This window comes from Micrococcus sp. IITD107, assembly GCF_041927415.1.
GTDB classification, from domain to species: Bacteria; Actinomycetota; Actinomycetes; order Actinomycetales; family Micrococcaceae; genus Citricoccus; species Citricoccus terreus.
Map to the genome: position 1 here is coordinate 124,369 of NZ_JBHFFN010000005.1, position 21,823 is coordinate 146,191.

Annotated in this window: 19 protein-coding genes and 3 pseudogenes; 11 read left to right on the plus strand and 11 right to left on the minus strand. The window is 69.6% G+C overall.

Annotated elements, in window-relative coordinates; genetic code table 11:
* The first annotated feature begins 22 nt into the window (after positions 1 to 22).
* The 3 genes and pseudogenes from ACEXHE_RS10170 to ACEXHE_RS10180 all read left to right on the plus strand — a co-directional run.
* Entirely contained in the window at positions 23 to 847 is an 825-nt protein-coding gene (locus ACEXHE_RS10170) for a LysR family transcriptional regulator substrate-binding protein (protein ID WP_374785714.1), read from the plus strand.
* Positions 848 to 890: 43 nt separating this feature from the next.
* Positions 891 to 1,766, plus strand: coding sequence for a lysostaphin resistance A-like protein (locus ACEXHE_RS10175; protein WP_374785715.1), 876 nt, complete (start codon positions 891 to 893; stop codon positions 1,764 to 1,766).
* Positions 1,767 to 1,843: 77 nt separating this feature from the next.
* Positions 1,844 to 1,957, plus strand: a pseudogene (locus ACEXHE_RS10180) (hypothetical protein); the annotation flags it as partial.
* A 56-nt stretch (positions 1,958 to 2,013) separates the two neighbouring features.
* On the opposite strand, the gene ACEXHE_RS10185 reads toward ACEXHE_RS10180, so the two are convergent.
* Positions 2,014 to 2,517 (minus strand): gluconokinase, encoded by a 504-nt coding sequence (locus ACEXHE_RS10185; RefSeq protein WP_374785716.1) that lies wholly within the window; start codon positions 2,515 to 2,517, stop codon positions 2,014 to 2,016.
* A 4-nt stretch (positions 2,518 to 2,521) separates the two neighbouring features.
* A complete protein-coding gene (locus ACEXHE_RS10190) occupies positions 2,522 to 3,868 on the minus strand; it encodes a uracil-xanthine permease family protein (RefSeq protein WP_374785717.1) in 1,347 nt (448 codons plus the stop codon).
* Positions 3,869 to 3,942: 74 nt separating this feature from the next.
* On the opposite strand from ACEXHE_RS10190, the gene ACEXHE_RS10195 reads away from it, so the two are divergent.
* Entirely contained in the window at positions 3,943 to 4,875 is a 933-nt protein-coding gene (locus ACEXHE_RS10195) for a carbohydrate kinase (protein ID WP_245760789.1), read from the plus strand.
* Between the two features lie 139 nt (positions 4,876 to 5,014).
* Here ACEXHE_RS10195 and ACEXHE_RS10200 read toward each other — a convergent pair whose 3' ends face one another.
* Positions 5,015 to 6,052 carry a malate dehydrogenase gene (locus ACEXHE_RS10200; RefSeq protein ID WP_374785718.1) on the minus strand — a complete coding sequence of 346 codons (1,038 nt, stop codon included), beginning with the start codon at positions 6,050 to 6,052 and terminating at the stop codon, positions 5,015 to 5,017.
* 73 nt (positions 6,053 to 6,125) lie between these two features.
* Between ACEXHE_RS10200 and ACEXHE_RS10205 the strand changes: the two genes are divergently transcribed.
* Complete coding sequence (locus ACEXHE_RS10205) at positions 6,126 to 7,028, plus strand: HAD family hydrolase (protein ID WP_374785719.1); 903 nt, start codon at positions 6,126 to 6,128, stop codon at positions 7,026 to 7,028.
* A 38-nt stretch (positions 7,029 to 7,066) separates the two neighbouring features.
* Here the strand turns inward: ACEXHE_RS10205 and ACEXHE_RS10210 are convergent, their stop codons facing one another.
* Positions 7,067 to 7,501, minus strand: coding sequence for a universal stress protein (locus tag ACEXHE_RS10210; protein ID WP_374785720.1), 435 nt, complete (start codon positions 7,499 to 7,501; stop codon positions 7,067 to 7,069).
* Positions 7,502 to 7,659: 158 nt separating this feature from the next.
* Positions 7,660 to 8,232 carry a 1-acyl-sn-glycerol-3-phosphate acyltransferase gene (locus ACEXHE_RS10215; RefSeq protein WP_374785809.1) on the minus strand — a complete coding sequence of 191 codons (573 nt, stop codon included), beginning with the start codon at positions 8,230 to 8,232 and terminating at the stop codon, positions 7,660 to 7,662.
* A 103-nt stretch (positions 8,233 to 8,335) separates the two neighbouring features.
* Here ACEXHE_RS10215 and ACEXHE_RS10220 point away from each other — a divergent pair, with 103 nt between their 5' ends.
* The 3 genes and pseudogenes from ACEXHE_RS10220 to ACEXHE_RS10230 all read left to right on the plus strand — a co-directional run.
* Positions 8,336 to 9,163, plus strand: coding sequence for a glycerophosphodiester phosphodiesterase (locus tag ACEXHE_RS10220; protein ID WP_374785721.1), 828 nt, complete (start codon positions 8,336 to 8,338; stop codon positions 9,161 to 9,163).
* Positions 9,164 to 9,224: 61 nt separating this feature from the next.
* The gene (locus ACEXHE_RS10225; protein ID WP_374785722.1) at positions 9,225 to 10,784 is read left to right on the plus strand and encodes an aldehyde dehydrogenase family protein; all 1,560 of its coding nucleotides are present in this window, start codon (positions 9,225 to 9,227) and stop codon (positions 10,782 to 10,784) included.
* 147 nt (positions 10,785 to 10,931) lie between these two features.
* Positions 10,932 to 11,439, plus strand: a pseudogene (locus ACEXHE_RS10230) (transposase); the annotation flags it as partial.
* A gap of 161 nt (positions 11,440 to 11,600) precedes the next feature.
* Here ACEXHE_RS10230 and ACEXHE_RS10235 read toward each other — a convergent pair.
* The 3 genes from ACEXHE_RS10235 to ACEXHE_RS10245 are packed head-to-tail and all read right to left on the minus strand — an operon-like array spanning position 11,601 to position 14,856.
* Positions 11,601 to 12,242, minus strand: a complete 642-nt coding sequence (locus tag ACEXHE_RS10235) for a lactate utilization protein C (protein ID WP_374785723.1) — start codon at positions 12,240 to 12,242, stop codon at positions 11,601 to 11,603.
* The gene (locus ACEXHE_RS10240; protein WP_374785724.1) at positions 12,239 to 13,972 is read right to left on the minus strand and encodes a lactate utilization protein B; all 1,734 of its coding nucleotides are present in this window, start codon (positions 13,970 to 13,972) and stop codon (positions 12,239 to 12,241) included. The genes ACEXHE_RS10235 and ACEXHE_RS10240 overlap by 4 nt, the downstream gene beginning before the upstream one ends.
* Positions 13,969 to 14,856 (minus strand): (Fe-S)-binding protein, encoded by an 888-nt coding sequence (locus ACEXHE_RS10245; protein WP_374785725.1) that lies wholly within the window; start codon positions 14,854 to 14,856, stop codon positions 13,969 to 13,971. Before ACEXHE_RS10245 ends, ACEXHE_RS10240 begins: the two co-directional genes overlap by 4 nt.
* 277 nt (positions 14,857 to 15,133) lie before the next feature.
* On the opposite strand from ACEXHE_RS10245, the gene ACEXHE_RS10250 reads away from it, so the two are divergent.
* From ACEXHE_RS10250 to ACEXHE_RS10260, 3 genes and pseudogenes are all read left to right on the plus strand, one after another.
* The gene (locus ACEXHE_RS10250) at positions 15,134 to 16,804 is read left to right on the plus strand and encodes an L-lactate permease (RefSeq protein ID WP_374785726.1); all 1,671 of its coding nucleotides are present in this window, start codon (positions 15,134 to 15,136) and stop codon (positions 16,802 to 16,804) included.
* Between the two features lie 55 nt (positions 16,805 to 16,859).
* A complete protein-coding gene (locus ACEXHE_RS10255) occupies positions 16,860 to 17,633 on the plus strand; it encodes a FadR/GntR family transcriptional regulator (protein WP_374785727.1) in 774 nt (257 codons plus the stop codon).
* Positions 17,634 to 18,299 (plus strand): annotated as a pseudogene (locus ACEXHE_RS10260) (IS3 family transposase); the annotation flags it as partial. It lies immediately after the preceding gene.
* 80 nt (positions 18,300 to 18,379) lie between these two features.
* Here the strand turns inward: ACEXHE_RS10260 and pgm are convergent.
* The 3 genes from pgm to ACEXHE_RS10275 form a co-directional block, all read right to left on the minus strand.
* Positions 18,380 to 20,152: a phosphoglucomutase (alpha-D-glucose-1,6-bisphosphate-dependent) gene (pgm, locus tag ACEXHE_RS10265; RefSeq protein WP_374785728.1), complete on the minus strand. Its 1,773-nt coding sequence runs from the start codon at positions 20,150 to 20,152 to the stop codon at positions 18,380 to 18,382.
* A gap of 57 nt (positions 20,153 to 20,209) precedes the next feature.
* On the minus strand, positions 20,210 to 20,797 hold the full coding sequence (locus ACEXHE_RS10270) for a hypothetical protein (protein WP_374785729.1): 588 nt from the start codon (positions 20,795 to 20,797) through the stop codon (positions 20,210 to 20,212).
* A gap of 119 nt (positions 20,798 to 20,916) precedes the next feature.
* Positions 20,917 to 21,330: a hypothetical protein gene (locus ACEXHE_RS10275; protein WP_374785730.1), complete on the minus strand. Its 414-nt coding sequence runs from the start codon at positions 21,328 to 21,330 to the stop codon at positions 20,917 to 20,919.
* Between the last annotated feature and the right edge of the window lie 493 nt (positions 21,331 to 21,823).

A 21,823-nucleotide genomic window follows, 5' to 3' on the forward strand; every position in this document is an offset into this window, starting at 1 on the left:
GCACCCCACCCAGGAGGACCCGATGGCGCGCCGATCCGGCAAGCCCGCCCGCAGCGCCCGCCCTGCTCGGCCGGGCCGGTCCACGCAGGCGTCCCAAGCGCAGCGGCAGCTTCAGCAGAGAACCGCCTCGCGGAAGATCGGCTCGCCAGCTGTGCCGGACATCGTCCCGGAGACGCTCTTCCTGACCACCATCCCGGGCGCCACGCCCTCCAAATGGGTGGACCGGTTCACCTCGCGGGAGCGCCGGATCCAGCAGCTCCACCACGACGACGGCGCGCAGTTTCTCCTGCTGGCTCCCGGTGAGGAGGGGGCTGGGCAGCGAGGGCTGCCGATGGTCGGCTACCTCCGGTGGCCCCTGGACTCCACGCCGCAGGAGCACCTGCAGGCCGGCGGGATCGATCCGGACACGGTGCATGTGGTGCAGTTCTACGAGGAGTCCCCGGTGGTCTGCGTGGGCAAGGAGCACCTGCTCGCCGCGTGGGACGTGGAGACCGACGGCCCCGTCCCGGCCAGCGAGCTGGACCCGGAGGAGCTGATGGACCCGGCACGGTTCGCCCCGCCCATCCCAGAGGATCCCCTGGACGCCCCGGAGACTCCGGGTTCGGGCGAGCGGATGGCCGTGGAGATCGTCGCCACCGGCGTGGGGCACACGGTGCTGCCGGCCTCGGTGGCCCGCCAGTTCGGCCGCAAGGACGTGGTGGTCCTGCCGATGGTCCAGGCAGAGGCCCCGCAGGGGCACCCCGGCTGGCAGGTGGGCCTGGCCTGGCTGCGCGAGCTGGACTCGCAGCTGATCCAGGACTTCGTAGGGGCCGCCAAGGGCCGCCGCCCGGGCTCCTCGAGGGGCTGACATCAGCCGTCGAACACAGCAGATGACCACAGGAGGGGACGCCGTGGATCAGACGGTTCACACCACACCTTTGATCAGACCACAGTGGGGACGGGCGCTGTTCCTCGGCGCCCTGGGCCTGACCGTGGCCAGCATCATCACCATGCTGGTGGCCGCTCCGGACGGGGTGATCGCCTCCTCAGACTCCACCGCCGCCACCCCGGCCCTCTGGACGCTGCTGCTGCCCTCCGCGGCAGGCATCATGCTGACCCTCCTGCTGCCTCGGCGCCCTGAGCCTTTGCCGGCACAGGCCGTTGATCGCGGCCGGCTGATCGTCTCCAATTTCGGACTGCTGGTGCTGTTCCTGGTGTTCACCGCCGGCGCCGCCATGGTCCCCTGGCGCAACGAGGACTACATTCTGGCCAAGGCCGCCCTGCTGATCGCGCTGCCGGCACTGCTGGTGCTCACGGTGCGCCGATCGGTCCGCATCCACCGCGGATCCGGCGCCTGGCGCTGGTGGGCGCCGGCCGTCGTCGTGGTGGTCTGGTTCCTCCTGGCAGAGCTGGCACCGTGGAATCCGATCTACGACCCCGGGGAGGTGGACCCCACCTTCCTGATCATCGGTGCCACGGCCACGGCCCTCACGGCCGGCGTGGGGGAGGAGCTGTTCTTCCGCCGATGGCTGCAGACCCGGCTCGAGGCGGGGCTGGGAGTGTGGGCCGGGATCGGGGTGACCTCAGTGTTGTTCGGACTGATGCACCTGGGCAGCCACGGGACCGGGCAGATCTGGCTGGATGTGGCGCAGGTGATCGCCGTGCAGGGCACCTTCGGCTGGTTCGTGGGCGTGCTGTGGTGGCGCTACCGCAACCTGACGATGGTCATCCTGGTGCACCTGTTGAACAACGGCTGGGGCGTGCTGGTCCACCTGGCGCGCGGCTGAGTCAGTCCAAGCCGCCGTCTCTCACCCCCGGCCCGGATCCTCACCTCCCTGGGGAGGGGTGAGTTTCCGGGAAGAGGGTGCAAGACCGGACCTTCAGGTCCCTCCCGCCAGAGGTGGAGCCGATCGCGGCGAACCGGGCCCTGACCACCATGGACTTCTTCGAGTTCGCCGACGCCGGAGACTCCGACGGGGTGTTCTGGGGTTCCCAGACCGAGCGCTCGAGCCGGCCCCCTGCCGTCACCGCCGGTCAGCCCGGATCCAGAGCCGTCAGCACAGCGGCCGCGGTGGACTGCGCGTCTGCACCGGTCGGCACGGAGACGCCGTCCTCGTCCGGTTCGAGCGGCTCCATCAGCGCGATCTGGCTGGCCAGCAGGGAGGTGGGCATGAAGTGCGCTCGCCGGGCGGCCACCCGGGCGGCCAGATCCTCCGGGGAGACCTGCAGCTGCACCACCGTCACTGGGTGCCCGCAGCCGCGCAGCACGTCGCGGTAGGACCGCCTCAGCGCCGAGCAGGCGAGGACGGCGGGCAGCCCCAGATCGCCGAGCCGGCGCAGCTCCTGCGCAAGCCGGTCCAGCCACGGTGCCCGGTCCTCATCGGTGAGCGCGATCCCTTCGGCCATCCGGTTCCGGTTCTGCACCGTGTGGAACGCATCCCCCTCCAGCCACACGCGCCCCAGCTGTGTGGCCACCAGCCGCCCCACGGTGGACTTGCCGGAGCCGGACGGACCAGAGATGACCAGGTGCGCGCGCATCGACTCAGCCCAGGCGGCCCGGCTCGGAGGCGGTGTAGGTGTCCTCGTCCTCGGGGGAGACCGGCTCGGTGCCGCGGGCCCGGGCGATCGCGCTCATCAGGTGGTAGACGATCAGGGCCGCCGCAGTGCCCAGAGTGATGCCGCCGAACGTCATGCCGAAGGCCACCAGCTGGGGGTCGGCGATCGCGATGATCAGGCCGGCGCCGGCGGTCATCAGGAAGATGCTGTTGGAGAAGTCCACGCGGTTCTGCACCCAGATGCGCGCACCCATGATGCCGATCATGCCGTAGAGGATGATGCCCGCACCGGCGGCCACTCCTGCGGGGATGGTGTTGATCAGTGCGCCGAACTTGGGCAGGAACGCCAGTGCCAGCGCGGTGAACCCGGCCACCCAGTACGCGGCGGTGGAGTAGACGCGTGAGGAGGCCATCACCCCGATGTTCTCCGCGTACGTGGTGGTGCCCACGCCGCCGCCCAGGCCGGACAGGGTGGTGGAGAGACCGTCGGCCATCAGGGCCCGGCCATTGGAGGAGTCCAGGTCCCGCCCGGTCATCAGGCCCACCGTGCGCACATGGCCGATGTTCTCCGCGACCAGCACCAGGACCACCGGCAGGAACAGGAACAGCACGTCCGGGTGGAAGCCAGGGGTGTGGAACGGGGGCAGGCCGAACCAGTCCGCCTCGCCCACGGGGGTGAAGTCCACCTGGCCCTGCGCCAGCGCGATCAGGTAGCCCACCACGATGCCCAACAGGATGGAGAGCCGTCCCAGCAGCCCGCGGAAGAGCACCGCGCAGACCACGATCGCCAGAGCGGTGCCGAAGGTGGTCAGCGGGACGTCCTGCATGCCGGCGGTGGTGGCGCCGGCCAGATTCAGGCCGATCAGCGCCACGATGGTGCCCATCACCACCGGCGGCATCAGCGCGTGGATCCAGCCCACGCCAGCCCGCTGCACGATCACCCCGACGATGAACAGCGCAACGCCCGTGGACAGCACCCCGAAGAGCGCTCCACCCATGCCGTGCTGGTTCATGGCCGCACCGATGGGGGCGATGAACGCGAAGGAGCTGCCCAGGTAGGAGGGCACGCGTCCGCGCGTGATCAGCAGGAACAGCAGGGTGCCCACCCCGGAGAAGAACAGGGCTGCGGTGACGGGGAATCCGGTCAGCGTGGGCACCAGCACGGTGGCGCCGAACATGGCCATCACGTGCTGGACCCCGACGCCGGCCGTCTGGAACCAGCCCAGTCTCTCGCCAGGTGCCACCACCTCGCCAGGGGTGATCCGGCGGCCGTCTCCATGGACGGTCCAGGCCACGCCGAGGCGTTGGGCGAGGGTGCGGTTCTGCTCGGTCATGATGGCCTCTCGAGGGGACTGGGGAGGGCGGTCAGGCACGGTTTCGCGGCCCATCGGTAGGGTACCGTTGAAGCGTGGCAGACGTGGTGGCGGTGATCGGTGAGGCACTGGTGGATGTGGTGGTCTCAGACACCGCCGATCCCCGGGCCCACGTGGGCGGAAGCCCCCTGAACGTGGCCGTCGGACTGGCCCGGCTCGGCGAGGAGGTCCTCTTCGTGGGGCGCTGGGGTCAGGATGAGTACGGCACCATGATCGAACAGCACCTGCAGGCCAACTCCGTGCGCAGCGTGCTCGAGGCTGACCAGGCCCCCACCTCTGTGGCCACGGCCCGGCTGGACCCCACCGGCGCCGCCAGCTACGGCTTCACCATGGACTGGACCCTCCCGGCTGCGGCCGAGGTGGAGCACGGGCTCTCCGTGGACGGGGGTCTGACCCACGTGCACACCGGGTCCATCGCCACCATGCTCGAGCCCGGGGCCAGCACCGTGATGGAGCTGCTGGAGCGGATCGAACCCACGGTCACCATCAGCTACGACCCCAACTGCCGTCCCACCCTGGTCCAGGACCGTGCCGCCGCCCGGCGCCGGGCTGAGGAGATCGTGGCCCTGACGGACATCGTGCACGCCTCGGACGAAGACCTGAAGTGGCTCTACCCGGACCGCACCATCGAGGAGTCGATCGTGGCCTGGCAGCAGGTGGAGCCCGCCCTGGTGGTGGTGACCCGCGGTGCCCAGGACATCCTGTGCGCCACCGCCGAGGGGATCGTGCAGGTGCCCACCGTCCCCGTGGAGGTCGAGGACACCGTGGGTGCCGGAGACTCCTTCACCGCCGCGCTGCTCACCGCCCTGAAGGACCGGGGCCTGCTGGGCGCGGCCCACCGGGAGGCGCTGAACCGGATCAGCGTCCAGGACACGGAGGACGTCCTGCGCTATGCCGCGCGGGCTGCCGCGGTGACCTCCTCACGCCCGGGTGCGGACCCGCCGTCGCGCGCTGAACTGGACGGCTGAACCGCCGCCGGGCAGAAGCCCACCTCGTGCTGACGCCGATTGATGCCGTCCTGTCGCTCTGAGCGGGACGAGACCGGTCAGAGCGACATCTTCGCGACAATCCGTGCCGGTGGTGCTGCGCGGACGGAGAGCCGCTCCGTCAGCCCAACAGGCCCAGCAAACGCACTGCGTCCCGCTCGGACTCCAGTTCGGCCACCGTGGTGGCCAGGCGCTCGCCGGCCCCGGGCAGCAGCTCCTCGTCCGGCTCCAACCCGGGGACGATCTGCCACGCACCACCCTCGCTGACCACCGGGAACGAGCTGATCAGCCCATCGGGCACCCCGTAGGAGCCGTCGGAGACGATCGCCGCCGAGGTGCGCCGCCCCTGGGTGCCGTTGACCCAGTCGTACACGTGATCGATCGCCGCACTGGCCGCGCTGGCGGCGGAGGAGGCACCGCGCACCTCGATGATCTCCGCTCCACGCTTCGCCACCCGGGGGATGAACTCCTCGTCCACCCAGGCCCGCTCCACCAGCTCCAGTGCTGGGCGTGAGGACCCGTCCACGGTCACCGTGGCGTGGGTGAGATCGGGGAACTGTGTGGCGGAGTGGTTGCCCCAGATGGTGATGCCCTCGATGTCCCGCACGGCCGCACCGGTGTGTGCGGCGAGCTGGGAGACCGCGCGGTTGTGGTCCAGCCGGGTCATGGCGGTGAACCGCTCGGCCGGCACGTCCGGAGCATGCGCGGAGGCGATCAGCGCGTTGGTGTTGGCGGGGTTGCCCACCACCAGGACACGGATGTCATCCGCGGCGTGGTCGTTGATGGCCCGGCCCTGAGGACCGAAGATCCCGCCGTTGGCCTCGAGCAGGTCGGCGCGCTCCATGCCCTTCCCGCGCGGCCGGGCACCCACCAGCAGTGCCACCCCGGCGCCGTCGAACGCGCGCTCAGCGCGGTCGGTCACCGTGACGGAATCCAGCAGGGGGAACGCAGAGTCGGCCAGCTCCATGGCCGTGCCTTCAGCCGCACGGACGGCGTCCGGGATCTCCAGCAGGTTCAACCGAACCGGCACGTCCGGGCCGAGGAGTTGGCCGGAGGCGATCCGGAAGAGCAGGGCGTAGCCGATGTTCCCGGCGGCACCGGTCACGGTGACGGTCACGGGGCTGGCGGAGGATCGGGTGGCTGCATCAGTCAGGGTCATGGCCCCATCATTGCAGTCTGCTCTCGCCGTCGGTCCGGGGCAGGGGCCGTACGGCACACCTAGGATGGTGTGCATGCCTCCGACCGTCCCCGCAGCTCGCCCAGACCCCACGTCCACGGGTGCTCAGGACGTGCTGCGCCGCCGGCCCCGGATGATCGCCACGGACCTGGACGGCACCATCATCGGCTACGACCACACCCGGTCCGGGTTCATCACGCCCCGCACGGTGGAGGCCTTCCAGAGCGCGCACGACGCCGGCATCCAGGTGGTCTTCGTGACTGGCCGGCCGGTCCGGTGGCTGGCACCGCTGGAGGATGCCCTGGGACACGCCGGTCCGGTGATCTGCTCCAATGGCGCTGTCATCTACGACATGGCCGATCACACGGTGCTGGAGTCGCACCCCATGCAGCTGGAGACGGTCATGCAGGCGCGGGATCTGATCGCCACCCTGGATCCCAGTGCCGCGTTCGGGGCGGAGACCCCCTCCGGGTTCCACCTGGACTCCGGGTTCGTGGACCGGGAACGTGCCCACCCCGGGGACGACCGCGCCTGGTCCTACCACGTGGGACTGACCCTGGAGGACGTCCTGCCGGATCAGCCGGAGATCGTGAAATTCCTGGCCAAGACCCGGACTCAGGACCCGGACGCGTTCCTGGCCGACGTGCGGGACGCCCTGGGCGAGCTGCTGGCCGTCACCCACTCGGCTCCGGGGATGGCCCTGGTGGAGATGTCCCGCCCGGATGTGAACAAGGCCTCCACCTTGGAGCACTTCGCCGCCTCGCACGGCATCAGCGCCGCTGAGGTGGTGGCCTTCGGGGACATGCCCAATGACCTGGAGATGATCCACTGGGCCGGCACGGGAGTGGCCGTGAGCTCAGGTCACCCCACGCTGGTGGGTGCGGCGGATCTGGTAGCCGGTGCCTGTGATGACGACGGCGTCGCCCAGGTGATCGAGCATCTGCTCGCCTTGGACTGAGGTCGGGTGGGGTCAGGGGGGTCAGACCCCGCCTCGACTCACCGTTCGTGGGTGTAGGCCACGTGGACGTCGCAGGGGGCGTGGGCGATCACGTCGCGGGCGATGCTGCCGAGCACGCGGGTGAATCCCTGCACGCGCTTGTTGCCCACCACGATCATGTCTGCTTTGAGCGACTCGGCGGACCGGACCAGGGCCACGGCCGGGCTGCCGGGGGCGGCCTCGGGGACGATCTTCACCTCCGGCACCTGGGCCTGGACCTTGCGGGCCACCGCGCGGGCGGTCTTCAGGGCCTCGGTGTCACTGCTGTAGTGGAACTCGTCGTACCCGCTGTGGAAGACCTCGGACTCGAGCTTGCCGTAGGCGCAGATCAGGTGCAGCTCAGCGTCGAGGGCGACAGCCAGCTCGGCGGCCTTCTGTGCTGCGCGGAGGGCGGTGGCGCTGTCGTCCACGCCGGTCACGATGGTCTTGGTCACGGTGGTGCTCCCGTCGGTTCTCCCCGGTCAGGGGTGGAGGTTCTGCGTGCTCACGCCGGCGTGCGTCAGGGTGCGCACACGGCGGCGAGTACCGACCATCCTACTGTGACGCAGAGCACTCTGAAGCCTCTGCTTCGAGCTGACCGGGAGGTGGCGGCTCAGGTGTCCTCGCGGGCCAGTCGCGGTACGGTGCGCAGCTCCGGGCGCAGTCCGGCCTTGTCCGCGTAGAACCCACGGATCCGGTCCATGTCGGCGGCCACGTCTCCGGTCAGTCGAAGGGTCGGTCCCAGGCCGGTGGTGCCGGTGGTGGCATCCACGAACCCCAGGGTGACGGGCAGGTCCGCGGCGCGGGCGATCCGGTAGAAGCCGCTGCGCCAGCCGTTGCCGCTGCGGGTGCCCTCGGGGGTGACCACCAGCGCGAAGTCCTTCTCGGTGCGAGCCCGCTCCACCACGGCGTCCACCAGGCCGGCGGGGTTCTTCCGGTCCACGGGGATGCCGCCCAGGGCGGTCATGATCGGTCCGCCCAGGCCGCGGAACAGCTCCTCCTTGCCCAGCCACCGGACCTGGAGCCGGGCGTCCCAGGCGATGGCGAGCATCAGCACGAAGTCCCAGTTGGAGGTGTGGGGTGCACCGATCAGCAGGCGTGAGCCGCTCACGCGGGGGGACTCCCGGACCAGGGTCCATCGGCTGAACCGCCAGAAGGTCTCGGCCACGGCGGCCCGGATGGGCATGCGCGGGCGCGGGGAGGAGGATTCGGCGGGCTGCACGGGCAGCGGCGCATCGGGGGTGTTCACGCACTCACAGTAGTCGTGGCGGCCCCGCTAGGGTGACAGCGTGATCCGCCGCTCGCATCAGCCCTATCTCACCCAGTCCGTGCCCGGTCGCCAGGGATGGCCGCTCGCCTTCGCCCATCGCGGGGCGGACACCACCCGGGAGAACACCCTGGCCGCCTTCCGTGCGGCGGTGGAGCGCGGCTACGGCTACCTGGAGCTGGATGTGCGCACCTCGGCGGACGGGGAGCTGGTGGTCTTCCACGACGAGACCCTGGACCGCACCACCACGGGCACCGGGCCGCTCAGCGAGCGCACCTGGGCCGAACTCTCCGAACTGCTGGTGGTGCAGGACGAGGACGGCAGCCGGGTGGGCGGGGGAGAACCGCTGCTGCGGTTCGAGGACCTGCTGACCGCCTGGCCGGACGTGCACCTGAACGTGGACCTCAAGGATGACGCCGCAGCGCCGGTCATCGCCGAGCTGCTGGCCCGGCATGGGGCCTGGGACCGCGTCCTGGTCGCCTCGTTCCATGATTCCCGACGACGTCACTTCACTCGAGCGGCCGGCCGCCGGGTGGCGATGTCAGGAGGGGCCGCGGCCATCGCCGCCATGGTGCTGGCCGCCCCGGTGGGGCTGGCGCACTGGGTGGGGAGGCGTCTGGCTCACATCGACTGCGTCCAGGTCCCGGTGCGGCAGGGGCCGATCCCGATCGTGACGCCCCGGTTCGTGGCGCGCTGCCACGAGGCCGGACTGCAGGTGCACGTCTGGGTGGTGGACGAGCCGGCCGAGATGGAACGGCTGCTGGAGATGGGCGTGGACGGGCTGATGACCGATGACGTGGACGCCCTGGCCCGGGTGATGGAGTCCCGAGGCTTCTGGCCTCAGCACTGATCGTCCTCTGGCAGCAGGCCGTTCTCATCGAGCGCCCAGGCGCCCCGGTTAGCGTGGGACCATGCCTGAACAGTCACCCCAGACCGAGCACCCCGATCTCTCCTCGCTGCCGCAGATGCCCTTCGGCACCTCCTCGGGCAGCGCCCAGCACGATGACGATGAGCTTGAGGTGCCGGTGGACCCGGCCGTCCTCGCCCTCCCCGTGCCCCCTGAGGAGGCCGCCGTGGGGCAGGAGAGCCCGGTGGCCGCCGTCGGGAGGATGCGGCAGGCCGCGAAGGCGCGCCTGGCCCACCCGCGCCGGCACCGGGTGGAGCAGCTCAAGGGGCTGCGCCGGATGCTCGACGAGCGGTCCGAGGAGATCTGTACGGCGCTGAAGCAGGACCTGGGCAAGTCGGCCACCGAGGCCATGGTCACCGAGGTGCAGGTGACCCGGTCCGAGGTGGAGCATGCGCTGCTGCATCTGACGGACTGGATGGAGCCGGAGTCGGTCAAGGTGCCGTTGGCGCTGCAGCCGGCCAGCGCGAAGATCGAGCATCGCCCGTTGGGAACGGTGCTGATCATCGCTCCGTGGAACTACCCGGTGCAGCTGCTGCTGGCACCCCTGGTCGCGGCGCTGGCCGGAGGGAACACCGTGGTGCTCAAGCCCAGTGAGAAGGCCCCGGCCTCGGCCGAGCTGCTGGCCCGGATCATCCCGGAGTACCTGGACCCGAGGTCGGTGTCCGTGGTGCAGGGCGGTGCCGAGGTGGTGACCGAGCTGCTGGAGCAGTCCTTCGACCACATCTTCTACACCGGCGGGGAGAAGGTCGGGCGGATCGTCTACGAGGCCGCCGCGAAGCAGCTCACCCCGGTGACCCTGGAGCTGGGCGGGAAGTCGCCGTGCGTGGTGACCGAGTCCCGGCAGTGGGCCACGGTGGCGCGACGGATCGCCTATGGGAAGTTCACCAACGCCGGTCAGACCTGTGTGGCTCCGGACTATGTGCTGGCCGTGGGCGCGGAGACCCAGGCGGCGGTGGAGAAGCACCTGCCCCAGGTCATCCAGGAGTTCTACGGATCTGATCCGGCGGCCTCGGCGGACTACGGGCGGATGATCTCCGTGGAGCACGCCGAGCGGCTGGCCGGACTGCTGCAGGACGCGCTGGACGGCGGCGCACGGCTGGTCTCCGGCGGGACCGTGGACGTGCAGGGCAGGTACATCGAGCCGACCGTGCTGGCGGACGTGGACCCGGCCAGCGAGCTGATGTCCGAGGAGATCTTCGGCCCGATCCTGCCGATCCTGCGGGTGGAGACCTTCGAGGAGGCGATCGAGTTCATCACCGCGCGGCCCCACCCGCTGGCGGCCTACCTGTTCACCGATCGGCACCGCTACGCCAAGGCGTTCCAGGAGCGGGTGACCGCCGGAGGCATGGCCCTGGATGCCTGCCTGATCCAGCTGGCCCTGCCCACCCTCCCGTTCGGCGGCGTGGGCGCGTCCGGGATGGGCAACTACCACGGCAGGGCCGGTTTCGAGACGTTCACCCAGGCCCGCCCCGTCATGACCAAGACGGATCAGGTGGACACCCTGCGCATGGCCTACCCGCCGTACGGATGGATGAAGCGGCAGGCCCTCAGGCGGATGCTCTGACCGCGGGCCGCCCGGTCGGTCCTGGCCAAGGGCAGCGGCTGCGGCCATCCCGGCCCTCGGTGCGCTCGGCCAGTTGGTCGCAGTCAAGTTGGGCGAAGGCCGACATCGCCGTGAGCATCGACTTGTCCATAGATCCCCTGAAGGCGATCCCCTCGTTCGGGGACCGGAAGTGAATTCTCCGGATTCGAGGCGGTTGACGAGGTCGCGCACGCTGCCGCGGTGGGCGCCCAGTTCGACCGGCTGCTGGACTACGTGAGCGAGAAGCTCCCGGCGGTGGCCGAGCACCTCGGTGATGCCCGGGCGGATATCCTGGCCTTCACCACGTTCCCCAAGGACGTCTGGACCCAGATCTGGTCGAACAACCCGGCCGAGCGGCTCAACCGGGAGGTCCGTCGCCGCATCGACGCGGTGGGCATCTTCCCCCACCGGACGGCCATCGTCAGGCTGGTCGGGGCGGTGCTGGCCGAGCAGACCGAGGAATGGGCTTCAAGGGCGCCGCTACCTCGGCCTGGAGGCCTTGGCCCGCTGCCGCCTCACCCCCGTCGACGACACCGGAGACGAGGTGGACCCCGGCACCGACACGGCCCTCCAACTCAGCGCCTGGCCCCAGGAAGGATCCAACCGCTACACCACTACAAGGGACTTGACCCCATAGCCTCTGTCAGTCCCAGAGGGGCGGGTGACTATGCAACTTGATTCGGCACCGGCGTGACGGCTTGGAGCAAGCTGCCGTAGTCAGCGAGTTTCACCCTTGAATTCCGGCTGTCGCCGCCGAGGTGATGAGCGGAGGCCACCGCGGGTCTGGACTCGTCGGGGTTAGGAGAGCAGGATGACGTCGAGCCGGCGTGGGCCGTGGACGCCCTCGACACGTTCGAGCTCGATATCTGAGGTGGCCGAGGGTCCGGAGATCATGGTGATCGGCGCGGTGGGCTCGACCCGGGCCAGGGCCTCGGGGATCAGTTCCACCACCGATGCGGCCGGCACCACGCAGATGTGGTGGTCCGGGACCAGGCTGATGGCCCGGCGTCCCTCGTCGGGGCGGGCGGTGAGGAAGATCGTGCCGGTCTCGGCGCAGGACACGGTGGAGGAGGTGACCACGGCGTCCACGGCATTGAGTTCTCGGACCCCGAGCACCTGTCCGCGTTCATCCGTGGACTCCCGGATCATCTGGAGGGTGTCGGTGTCGGCCGGCAGCCAGGATGGGTCCAAACCAGCGGGGACCACGTACCGGGCGGATGAGCCCAGCAGCTCGGTGATGCGTGCCGGTAGGGTTTCCACGTTCTCGTGGTGGACCGTGGCCTTGTAGTCGACGAGCCGGTCCTCGAGCATCTCCAGGACTTCCGCGGCGGGCCGGTCTGAGACGGTGCGGTAGATGCGTTCCACCGTCCGGGCGGTGGGCTGGTCGGCCAGGGCGCCGCGGATGCGGGCCAGGATCTCGGTCTTGGCTTCGGTGCTCATCGGTCGCCCTCCTTCAACTGGTGCGGGTCGGTGGGTTGGGCTGGGTCGCCGCCGGGTACCGTCCCGTCTGCGCGGACCCGGTCCTGCGTTTCATCGGCGTGTTGGGCCCACCAGTTGCGGAACGACTCACGAGGCGGTGCTGGGATGTCGCGGACGTCGGTCCAGCCGCCGGCCATGCCGGGCAGCCAGCCGATGCGTCGGTCGTGGCCGGCCACGGCCCGGCCCAGGGGCAGGGCCCGCTCGGCCAGGGCCATGCGCCGTCCGGAGGACATCACCATCGAGGCGCCCTTCATCATCAGGTCCATCTCGGACGGCGGGTGCGGCAGCCGCTGGAACAACCGGCGCAACCGGCCCGGGGCTGGTCCCGACGCCGGTCCGGTGTTGCGGCCACCGCCGGTGTTCTCGGCGGCGGCTTGGGGGCCGGCCGGAGTTTGAAGGGCGGCGGTGGCGCCGTCTTCGGTGGGGACCGCGTCGACGGCGGGGCGCTGGCCGTGCTTGGTGCGCACGTCCTCGTCGCGCAGGTGCACGAGGATCTCGGGGATGTTGATTTTCACCGGGCACACGTCGTAGCAGGCCCCGCACAGGGTGGAGGCGTACGGCAGGGAGGCGTTCTCCGCCGAGGTGATCCCGGTCAGCTGGGGCGAGAGGATCGCCCCGATCGGGCCGGGGTAGGTCGAGCCGTAGGCGTGTCCGCCAGCCTGTTCGTAGACCGGGCACACGTTCAAGCAGGCCGAGCAGCGGATGCAGTGCAACGCCGAGCGGCCGGCCGGGTCCGAGAGCACCGCGGAGCGGCCGTTGTCCAGCAGCACCACGTGCACGTCTTGGGGCCCGTCCCCGGGGGTGACCCCGGTCCACATCGAGGTGTAGGGGTTCATCCGCTCACCCGTGGAGGACCGCGGCAGCAACTGCAGGTAGACCTCCAGGTCGGCGAAGGTGGGGACGAGTTTCTCGATGCCCATCACGGTGATCAGCGTCTCGGGCAGGGTCAAGCACATCCGCCCGTTGCCCTCGGACTCCACCACGGTCAGCGTGCCGGTCTCGGCGACTCCGAAGTTCGCCCCGGAGATCGCGACCTTGGTGGAGAGGAACTTCTCGCGCAGGTGGGCGCGGGCGGCCTCGGCCAGGTCGCGCGGCTCGGAGGTGAGGGTCTCGTCGGTCTCGGTCATCTCCCGCAGGAAGATCTCGCGGATCTCGTGGCGGTTCTTGTGGATGGCCGGGACCAGGATGTGAGAGGAACGGTCGTGGCCCAGCTGGACGATCAGTTCGGCCAGGTCGGTCTCGGTCGCGGTGATCCCGTGCTCGGCCAGGTGGCGTTCCAGGTCGATCTCTGCGGTGGCCATGGACTTGATCTTGATGGCCTCGGTGCTGCCGGTGGCCTGGACCAGGTTCGTGATGATCCGGTTGGCCTCGGCGGCGTCCCGGGCCCAGTGCACGGTGCCGCCGCGGGCGGTGACATTGGCCTCGAACTGCTCCAACAGCTCGGGCAGGTTCGCCATCACCGACTCCTTGAGGGCCGAACCGGCCGAGCGCAGCGCCTGCCAGTCCGGGAGCTCGTTGACCACGTTGGCGCGCTTGCCGCGGATCGTGTGGGTGGCGTGGCGGATATTGGCCCGCATCTGGGTGTTGCCCATCTCGGCCCGGGCCGCGGCCGGGAAGGCGGTCTCGGCGTGCAGGTTCCCCTGCCCGTGCACGGGGCGGACGGCGGGCATCCCGAGGGCGGTGCGGGTCATCGGCTCTCTCCTGAATCGGCGGCCACGGCCGCGGGGGCATCAATACTGGCCGAACCGGTGGCGGCTTGGGTCCGGTGGCGTCGTCCGGTCGGGCCGGGGATGGACAGCTCCACCGGCCCGGTCACCTCCAGCGGGTTCTGCCGGGTGGAGGCCAGGATCTCGGCGAAGTGCACGGTGGCAACCCCCGCACCGGTGCGGGAGATCGCCCCGCCCAGGTGCATCAGGCAGGAGGCGTCCCCGCCGGTGCAGACCTGGGCGCCGGTGGCGGTGATGTTGCCGATCTTCTCCTCGGCCATCGCCGCGGACACGTCCGGGTTCTTGAACGAGAACGTGCCGCCGAACCCGCAACACTCCTCGGCGTCGGGCAACTCGGTGAACTCCACCCCGGCCACCGAGCGCACGAGGTCCTTCTGCCGGTCACCCAGGCGCAGCAACCGCATCCCATGGCAGGACGGGTGATACGTCACCGTGTGCGGGAACCACGACCCCAGTTGCTCGGCGGCATCGGACACCCCGAGCACGTCCACCAGCAATTGGGAGAGCTCATACGTGGTCCCGGCCACCGCCTCGGCCCGTCGAGCCAGGTCCTCGTCCCCGCCGGCCCGGGCGACCATCGGTTGCTGGTGCCCCAGGGAGGCCACACAGGACCCCGAGGGCGCCACCGCGACGTCATAGTCCGCGGCACTGAAGGCCTTCACGTGGTTGCGCACCACCGGCAGCGCGTCCTGTAGGTAGCCGCTGTTGACGTGCATCTGGGAACAGCACCCCTGCCCGGGCGGGAACACCACCTCGTGGCCCAGCCGCTCCAGGACCCGCACGGTCGCCAGGGCGACCCGCGGGTACATCGCGTCCACGATGCACGTAGCAAACAAGGCGATTCTCATGGGACCTCCGTTGGCAAAAGAGGGGCTGGGACCGATCGAGCTCCTGTGGTCAGACCACTCTAGGCGAGTGATGGTCGCCACACAATCGCCCGCGTCGGGGCAGCCGCCCATTTCGGTGGGACGCGCGGGGGAGGTGCGGGCCTGCCGCGAGAGGGGAATCGGAGGGCGGTTGACGCGTGTGACTCACCTCATATACCGTCTGTGGCCTGACCACTGTGGTCAGTCCACATCTGACCGGTGTTGCCGGTTCCCCGACCGGCCCATCCAGGAGATCCGCGTGAGCACATTCATCGCGATGCCCGACGCCGTAGCCGGGAGCGTGGCGCTCTCTGCCCTCGTCGGCTCCCTGCCTCTGATCACGTTCTTCGTGCTGCTGTTGGTAGTGAAGGCCCGGGCGTACGTCTGTGGCGGGGTCGCCTTGCTGGTCGCCCTCGCCGTGGCCGTGGTCGGCTTCCACATGCCCGGGGACCTTGCCCTGCTCTCGGCCACCCAGGGGGCCGTGTTCGGGCTCTTCCCGATCGTGTGGATCGTGGTCCTGGCGCTGTGGTTCTACCAGGTGACCGTGCTCAGCGGACGGTTCGAGGACCTGCGGACCCTCTTCGATACCATCGGCGGCGGGGACCTGCGGATCCAGGCCATCCTCATCGCGTTCTGCTTCGGCGGCCTGTTGGAGGCTCTGGCCGGTTTCGGCGCTCCGGTGGCCATCACGGCCACCATGATCCTGGCCCTGGGGCTGAAGCCGTTGAAGACGGCCACCGCGGTGCTCATCGCCAACACCGCCCCCGTGGCCTTCGGCGCCGTCGGCATCCCCATCACCACCGCCGGCGTGCTGACCAACTTGGACCCGGCCAACATCGGTGCGGTCGTCGGACACCAGGCCCCGTTCTTGGCCCTGCTGGTTCCCTCCTTCCTGCTGCTGATCATCGATGGCTTCCGGGGTCTGCGCGAGGCCTGGCCGGCCGCCCTGGTCATCGGCGTCACATTCGCCGTCGCCCAGTGGTGGAGCGCCACCTACTTCTCCTACGAGCTCACCGACGTCGTCGCCTCGCTGGCCGGGCTGGCCGCCGCCGTAATATTCCTGCGGTTCTGGAAGCCCAAGGGCGCCGACGCGGTGCGCGACCGCCTGGGCGTGGCCAAGCCGGCCTCCCCGGAGTCCCTGACGCCGGCGCGCATCTGGATGGCGGTGCTGCCCTATATCCTCGTGGTCGCGGTCTTCGGCACCGCCAAGCTGTGGACGATCGGAGTGGATATCCCGGCGGCGCTGGCCGCCACGGACATCGCCATCCCGTGGCCCGGACTGGACGGGCGGCTGCTCAATGCCGACGGCGAGCCCATCACCAACACGGTCTACCAGTTCCAATGGCTCTCCAGCCCGGGCACCCTGCTGCTGATCGCCGGGCTGCTGGTGGGCCTGATCTACTCCCTCTTCAACGCCCACGGCAAGTTCCGGCTCTCCCTGGGCAACGCCGTGGCGGAGATTGGCAGGACGTTCTGGCGGATGCGCTTCGCGGCCCTGACCATCATGGCCGTGCTGTCGCTGGCCTACGTGATGAACTTCTCCGGCCAAACCATCGCCATGGGCACCTGGGTGGCCGGACTCGGTGCCGCCTTCGCCTTCTTCTCACCCGTCCTGGGCTGGATCGGCACGGCCGTGACCGGATCCGACACCTCGGCCAACGCACTGTTCGCCAACCTGCAGAAGACCGCCGCCCTGGAGGCAGGCCTGGACCCGCACCTGATGACCGCCGCGAACACCTCCGGCGGGGTGGTCGGCAAGATGATCTCGCCCCAGTCGCTGGCCATCGCGGCAACCTCGGTGGCCATGGAGGGCAAGGAATCGGCCATCTTCCGCTCCGTCATCTGGTGGTCGGTCGGCCTGCTGCTGCTGCTGTGCACCCTCGTGTTCCTGCAGTCCAACGTGCTGGCCTGGATACTGCCGGGCAACTGAGAACGTGCCCACAGCCAGTACGATGAGTCGGTCCACCTAGGCCCCGGAGATACCCATGCCCCCCACGTCCCGTACTTACACCGTCGTGCTCGAGTGGCTGGAGCAGCGGTTGAGGTCCGGGGAGGTCTCCGTGGGGGACAAACTACCCAGCGAACGTCAGCTCGCCGAGGAGTTCGCCATCTCCCGGGCATCGGTCCGCGAGGCCGTGCGGATCCTCGACGTCATGGGCTTGGTCCGCTCCGCGACCGGCTCCGGCCCCAGCTCAGGGGCCGTGGTGATCTCCGAACCGTCCTCCGCCCTGGCGTGGGCACTGCGGATGCACATTGCCACCCGGTCCCTTCCGGTCCGGGACATCGTCCAGACCCGACTCCTGCTGGAAACCCAGTCGGCCCGCCACGCCGCCGCCGCCCCGGACACGGAACAGCGCTCAGAAATCCTGAACCAGGCCGCCGAGCTGCTCGACACCATGGACGACCCGGACCTGCCTTCCGGGTGGTTCCACGAACACGACACCCAATTCCACACCCTGCTCAGCTCCCTGGCCGGAAACGTGGTGGTCGAAACCATCATGGATTCCCTCCGTCAGGCCACCATCAGCTATGTCCAGGAAACCGTCGCAGGCCTACCCAACTGGGCTGACGTGCGGTGCACCCTTCAAGACCAGCACAAGACCATCCTGGAAGCTTTCCGTGACAGACGAGGCCAGGACGCCGCCGCCGCCCTACACCACCACATCGCCTGGTTCTACAGCCTTAGCGAGTACCGCAACGGCACAAAAGACCAGGCCACCCCTGCTCCGTCGGCACGGATGTGCGAGCGGACGGCATAGAGGATCTGCCGGGACAACCAGTGGTGGTCAGTGTTCGGGAAGAAGCGCGGCAAGAACGGGAAGCGTCCTGGGCCGCCGGTCCACGACGAACTTGTGAAGCGGGACTTCTCCGCCGATGACGTCAACGAGCTGTGGCTGACCGAGATCACAGGGCACTGGGCTGACGAGGGAAAGCTCTACCTCTGTGCCATCAAGGACGTGTTCTCAGGCCGGATCGTGGGCTACTCCACGGACTCCCGGATGAAGGCGCCACTGGCGGTGAACGCCCTGGACAACGCCGTCGCCCGCCGCGGTGACGTCGCTGGCTGCATCGTGCATTCGTATAGAGGGTGGCAGTTTCGGCCGCGGAAGTTCGTACACGCTCTGAACCGTCACCACCTCATCGGCTACATGGGGCAAGTTGGTGCGGCCGGCGACAATGCGGCGATGGAGTCCTTCTTCGCGTTGCTCCAGAAGAACGTCCTGGACCGGAAGCGGTGGCGGACCCGCGACGAGCTCCGGATCGCGCTCGTTACCTGGATCGAACGCAAGTATCACCGCCGCCGTCGACAGGCCCGTCTGGGTCGATTGACCCCCATCGAATACGAGACAATCATGAACCCGGCCGTGAGCCTCGCGGCCTCACACCCCAACTGTCACCTGTTCGTGCGGCAGTCCCAAGCGTGAGGCCCGGTAGTTCGCACCCCAGAGGCCCGTTCCTTCATCCCCGGTTGGTGACTACAACGTCATGACCCACAACACCTAGGTCAGCTGATGACGGCGTCGACGATCGCCTGGGCCTCCTGCTGGACCTGCTTCAGGTGCTCGGGTCCGCGGAAGGATTCGGCGTAGATCTTGTAGACGTCCTCGGTCCCGGAGGGGCGCGCGGCGAACCAGGCGTTCTCCGTGGTGACCTTCAGTCCGCCGATCGCCGCGCCGTTGCCGGGGGCCTCGGTCAGCTTCGCCGTGATGGGCTCGCCCGCCAGCGTGTCCGCGGTGACGTCCTGCGGGGACAGCTTCTTCAGGGTGGCCTTCTGCTCCGGGGTGGCCGCGGCGTCGATCCGTGCGTAGGCCGGCTGCCCGTACTGCTCCACCAGCTCGGCGTAGTACTGCGAGGGGGACGTGCCGGTCACGGCCTGGATCTCGGCAGCCAGCAGGCACAGCAGCAGCCCGTCCTTGTCCGTGGACCACGGGGAGCCGTCGAAGCAGACGAACGAGGCCCCGGCAGACTCCTCCCCGCCGAACACCCCGGTGCCCTCCAACAGTCCGGGCACGAACCACTTGAAGCCCACGGGCACCTCGTTCAGGTCTCGTCCCAGCCCCGCGGCCACGCGGTCGATCATGGAGGAGGAGACGAGGGTCTTCCCGACGGCGGCGCTCGCCGGCCAGTCCGGCCGGTTGCGGTAGAGGTAGTCGATCGCCACCGAGAGGTAATGGTTGGGGTTCATCAGGCCACCGTCAGGGGTGACGATCCCGTGCCGGTCGGCGTCGGCGTCATTGCCGGTGGCGATGTCGAAGGGCGCCGCGGCGCCCGGGGCGACGTGCTCCGGATCCTGCGCGACGTCGTCGTGTCCGTCCTCGGTGGACTGGCCCGGGGTCATCCGCTCGATCAGCGAGGCCATGGCGTGGGGCGAGGAGCAGTCCATGCGGACCTTCCCGTCCCAATCCAGGGTCATGAAGCCCCACTGGGGGTCCACCTCCGGGTTCACCACCGTCAGGTCGAGCCCGTGGCGCTCGGCGATCTCCGCCCAGTACTCCACCGAGGCTCCGCCCATGGGGTCGGCGCCGATCCGGATGCCGGCCTCGCGGATCGCGGCCAGGTCCAGCACCTGCGGCAGGTCGGAGACGTAGCGATCCCGGAAGTCGTAGCGGCCCAGCGCCTCGTGCGCGAGGGCCTGCTCCAGCGGGATGCGCTGTACGTCCTTCAGGCCGCCGGCCAGCAGCTCGTTGGCGCGGGCGGCGATCCAGTCGGTGGCGTCCGTGTCCGCCGGGCCGCCGTGGGGTGGGTTGTACTTGAACCCGCCGTCCGTGGGCGGGTTGTGCGAGGGGGTGATGACGATCCCGTCCGCCGCGCCGGAGGGTTCGCCCGCACCGGCGTTGAGCACGAGGATGGCGTGGGAGACGGCCGGGGTGGGGGTGAAGCCGTCCCGGGAGTCGATCAGCGTGTGCACGCCATTGCCCATCAGCACCTCGAGTGCCGTGTCCTGCGCCGGACCGGAGAGCGCGTGGGTGTCCTTGCCCATCAGCAGCGGCCCGGTGATGCCCTGCTCGGCGCGGTACTCCACGATCGCCTGGGTGATGGCGGCGATGTGATCCTCGTTGAACGAGGTCTTCAGCGAGCTGCCGCGGTGGCCGGAGGTGCCGAAGGAGACCTTCTGCCCGGGATCGGCCGGATCCGGATGCTGCGCGAAGTACGCCGCGCGCAGCGCCTCCAGGTCCACGAGGTCCTCCGGCCGGGCCCGTGTGCCGGCGCGCTCAGCGGCCGGGGGGACGGTCTCTGCCGGGTTCTGCACGGTCTCCGGGGTGCTCTGCTCGCTCATGTCTCAACTCTTCCACGTCCGGGAAACTCCCGGTAGACATTGCGTGACCTGCGGCGATCATGACCGTGGGCTCAACGCCCAGTGCAGGATCACGCCCAGCTGCACGAACCCGGCCACCACGGCAGCCAGCGCACCGAGCGGCGGGCCGGCCAGCCAGGCTGCCACGATCCCCGCCAGGCCCACCCCTCCCACGGCCACCGCCAGGCGCAGCAGCATGGGCTCGCGGAACGCCACGGCGAACGGCGCGAAGTGGGCACCCACCACGCACGCGATGACGGCCGGCAGCACATCAGCCCGGTCCGCTCCCTCCAGCAGTGTCCGTCCCAGGGAGATCAGGCCGAGCATGGCGGCCACGGCGAGCAGGTAGATCAGCCCGGCCAGTCGATGCGGACGCTGCGGCTCGCCCAGGGGCAGCGGGCGCAGGAACAGCCGCCACAGGCAGGATGCCGCCAGGATCACCGCAAGGACGCTCAGGATCACGGACCACGGTGAGCCGAGTTCCGCCGAGTAGGACAGCACGAACACGACCCCGCCGATCAGACCGACCAGGGACCCCAGTCTGCGGGGATCTGCCGGGTGCACCCCGCGCCGCATGCGCTCGTGGAATCCGTGGTGTCCCACGGTCTCGGTCTGCAACTTCGTCATGGCCCCTCCTGGCGTGCGGCGGGCCCTTCTGGCCGGCCCCGGTCCATACTGCCCTGGAGGGGCGTGCAGGCGCACCTTCACTGGGTCCTGACGAGCCACCGAGGCACCCGCAGGCCGGCTCAGTCGCAGTGGCAGGCGCCGGAGGCGGAGCGCTGGGTGAAGCAGGACGTGCAGACGCCGTGGTCCCTCTCGGCGGCGCGGGCCGCGGCCGACCGTTCATGGGTGCGGTTCACCGGGTGGGTGAACCCCCACAGGTTCTTGCGGGAGGCCGGCCAGACGTCCTGCTCGGGTCCGCTGAAGGTGCGGGCCTCCTCCTCGCTGACGAAGCCGGTGCTGTAGCCGTAGCGGATCTGCAGGGGTGGCCCGTCTGGGCGGACGGCCTTGAGGTAGCCGGCGCGGTCTTCATAGTGGGTGAATCCGAGGGCCTGGGCGTAGGCGCGGATCAGGGGGCGGTTCTCCAGGGGGATGTTCCACTGCTCGAGGGCGTGGTCCAGGTTCTCGTACCGACGATGGGAGTCTTCGGAAGTGCCCATGTCAGCAGGCCAGGCAGGGCCGGGCCGGGTGCCACCCTCCGGTGGTCTGCCCGGTCACGGCGTCCACCAGGGCAGCCAGGTGGGCGTCCCGACGGCGGCCCTCCTCGTCACAGCGGACCTCACCGTCTCCACAGCGCAGGGTCCACAGGAACCCGTCGCGCACCGGGGACGGAGGGAGGGTCTCTGCGGTGGTCTCCCGCCCGGCGATCCGGTGGACGGCCTGGGCGGCAAGCAGGTCTCGAAAGTAGCGTGGGGCACGTCGGGGTTTTTCAGATGGGCAGTGTAGGAACTCCCATCTTCGGAAGACCTCGACCTCTGACCAGCTACCGACGTGCCTCCCTGTACAGAAGCACCGCCTTCACCTCGGATTGTGAAGAGCCCCCAATCCACCGATTCATGAGCCAAGTCGGCCCCAAGACTCGTCCTGGCACTCCGTGACGGACCAGGTCGTCCTATATACCCCGCCTGGGTATCCGTCCCACTAGCGTGATCC

Coding starts and splice junctions, on each gene's coding strand:
- ACEXHE_RS10170 (WP_374785714.1), top strand. CDS start 23: ATGGCGCGCCGATCCGGCAAGCCCGCCCGCAGCGCCCGCCCTGCTCGG.
- ACEXHE_RS10185 (WP_374785716.1), bottom strand. CDS start 2,517: ATGCGCGCGCACCTGGTCATCTCTGGTCCGTCCGGCTCCGGCAAGTCC.
- ACEXHE_RS10190 (WP_374785717.1), bottom strand. CDS start 3,868: ATGACCGAGCAGAACCGCACCCTCGCCCAACGCCTCGGCGTGGCCTGG.
- ACEXHE_RS10200 (WP_374785718.1), bottom strand. CDS start 6,052: ATGACCCTGACTGATGCAGCCACCCGATCCTCCGCCAGCCCCGTGACC.
- ACEXHE_RS10205 (WP_374785719.1), top strand. CDS start 6,126: ATGCCTCCGACCGTCCCCGCAGCTCGCCCAGACCCCACGTCCACGGGT.
- ACEXHE_RS10215 (WP_374785809.1), bottom strand. CDS start 8,232: ATGCCCATCCGGGCCGCCGTGGCCGAGACCTTCTGGCGGTTCAGCCGA.
- ACEXHE_RS10225 (WP_374785722.1), top strand. CDS start 9,225: ATGCCTGAACAGTCACCCCAGACCGAGCACCCCGATCTCTCCTCGCTG.
- ACEXHE_RS10235 (WP_374785723.1), bottom strand. CDS start 12,242: ATGAGCACCGAAGCCAAGACCGAGATCCTGGCCCGCATCCGCGGCGCC.
- ACEXHE_RS10240 (WP_374785724.1), bottom strand. CDS start 13,972: ATGACCCGCACCGCCCTCGGGATGCCCGCCGTCCGCCCCGTGCACGGG.
- ACEXHE_RS10245 (WP_374785725.1), bottom strand. CDS start 14,856: ATGAGAATCGCCTTGTTTGCTACGTGCATCGTGGACGCGATGTACCCG.
- ACEXHE_RS10255 (WP_374785727.1), top strand. CDS start 16,860: ATGCCCCCCACGTCCCGTACTTACACCGTCGTGCTCGAGTGGCTGGAG.
- pgm (WP_374785728.1), bottom strand. CDS start 20,152: ATGAGCGAGCAGAGCACCCCGGAGACCGTGCAGAACCCGGCAGAGACC.
- ACEXHE_RS10270 (WP_374785729.1), bottom strand. CDS start 20,797: ATGACGAAGTTGCAGACCGAGACCGTGGGACACCACGGATTCCACGAG.
- ACEXHE_RS10275 (WP_374785730.1), bottom strand. CDS start 21,330: ATGGGCACTTCCGAAGACTCCCATCGTCGGTACGAGAACCTGGACCAC.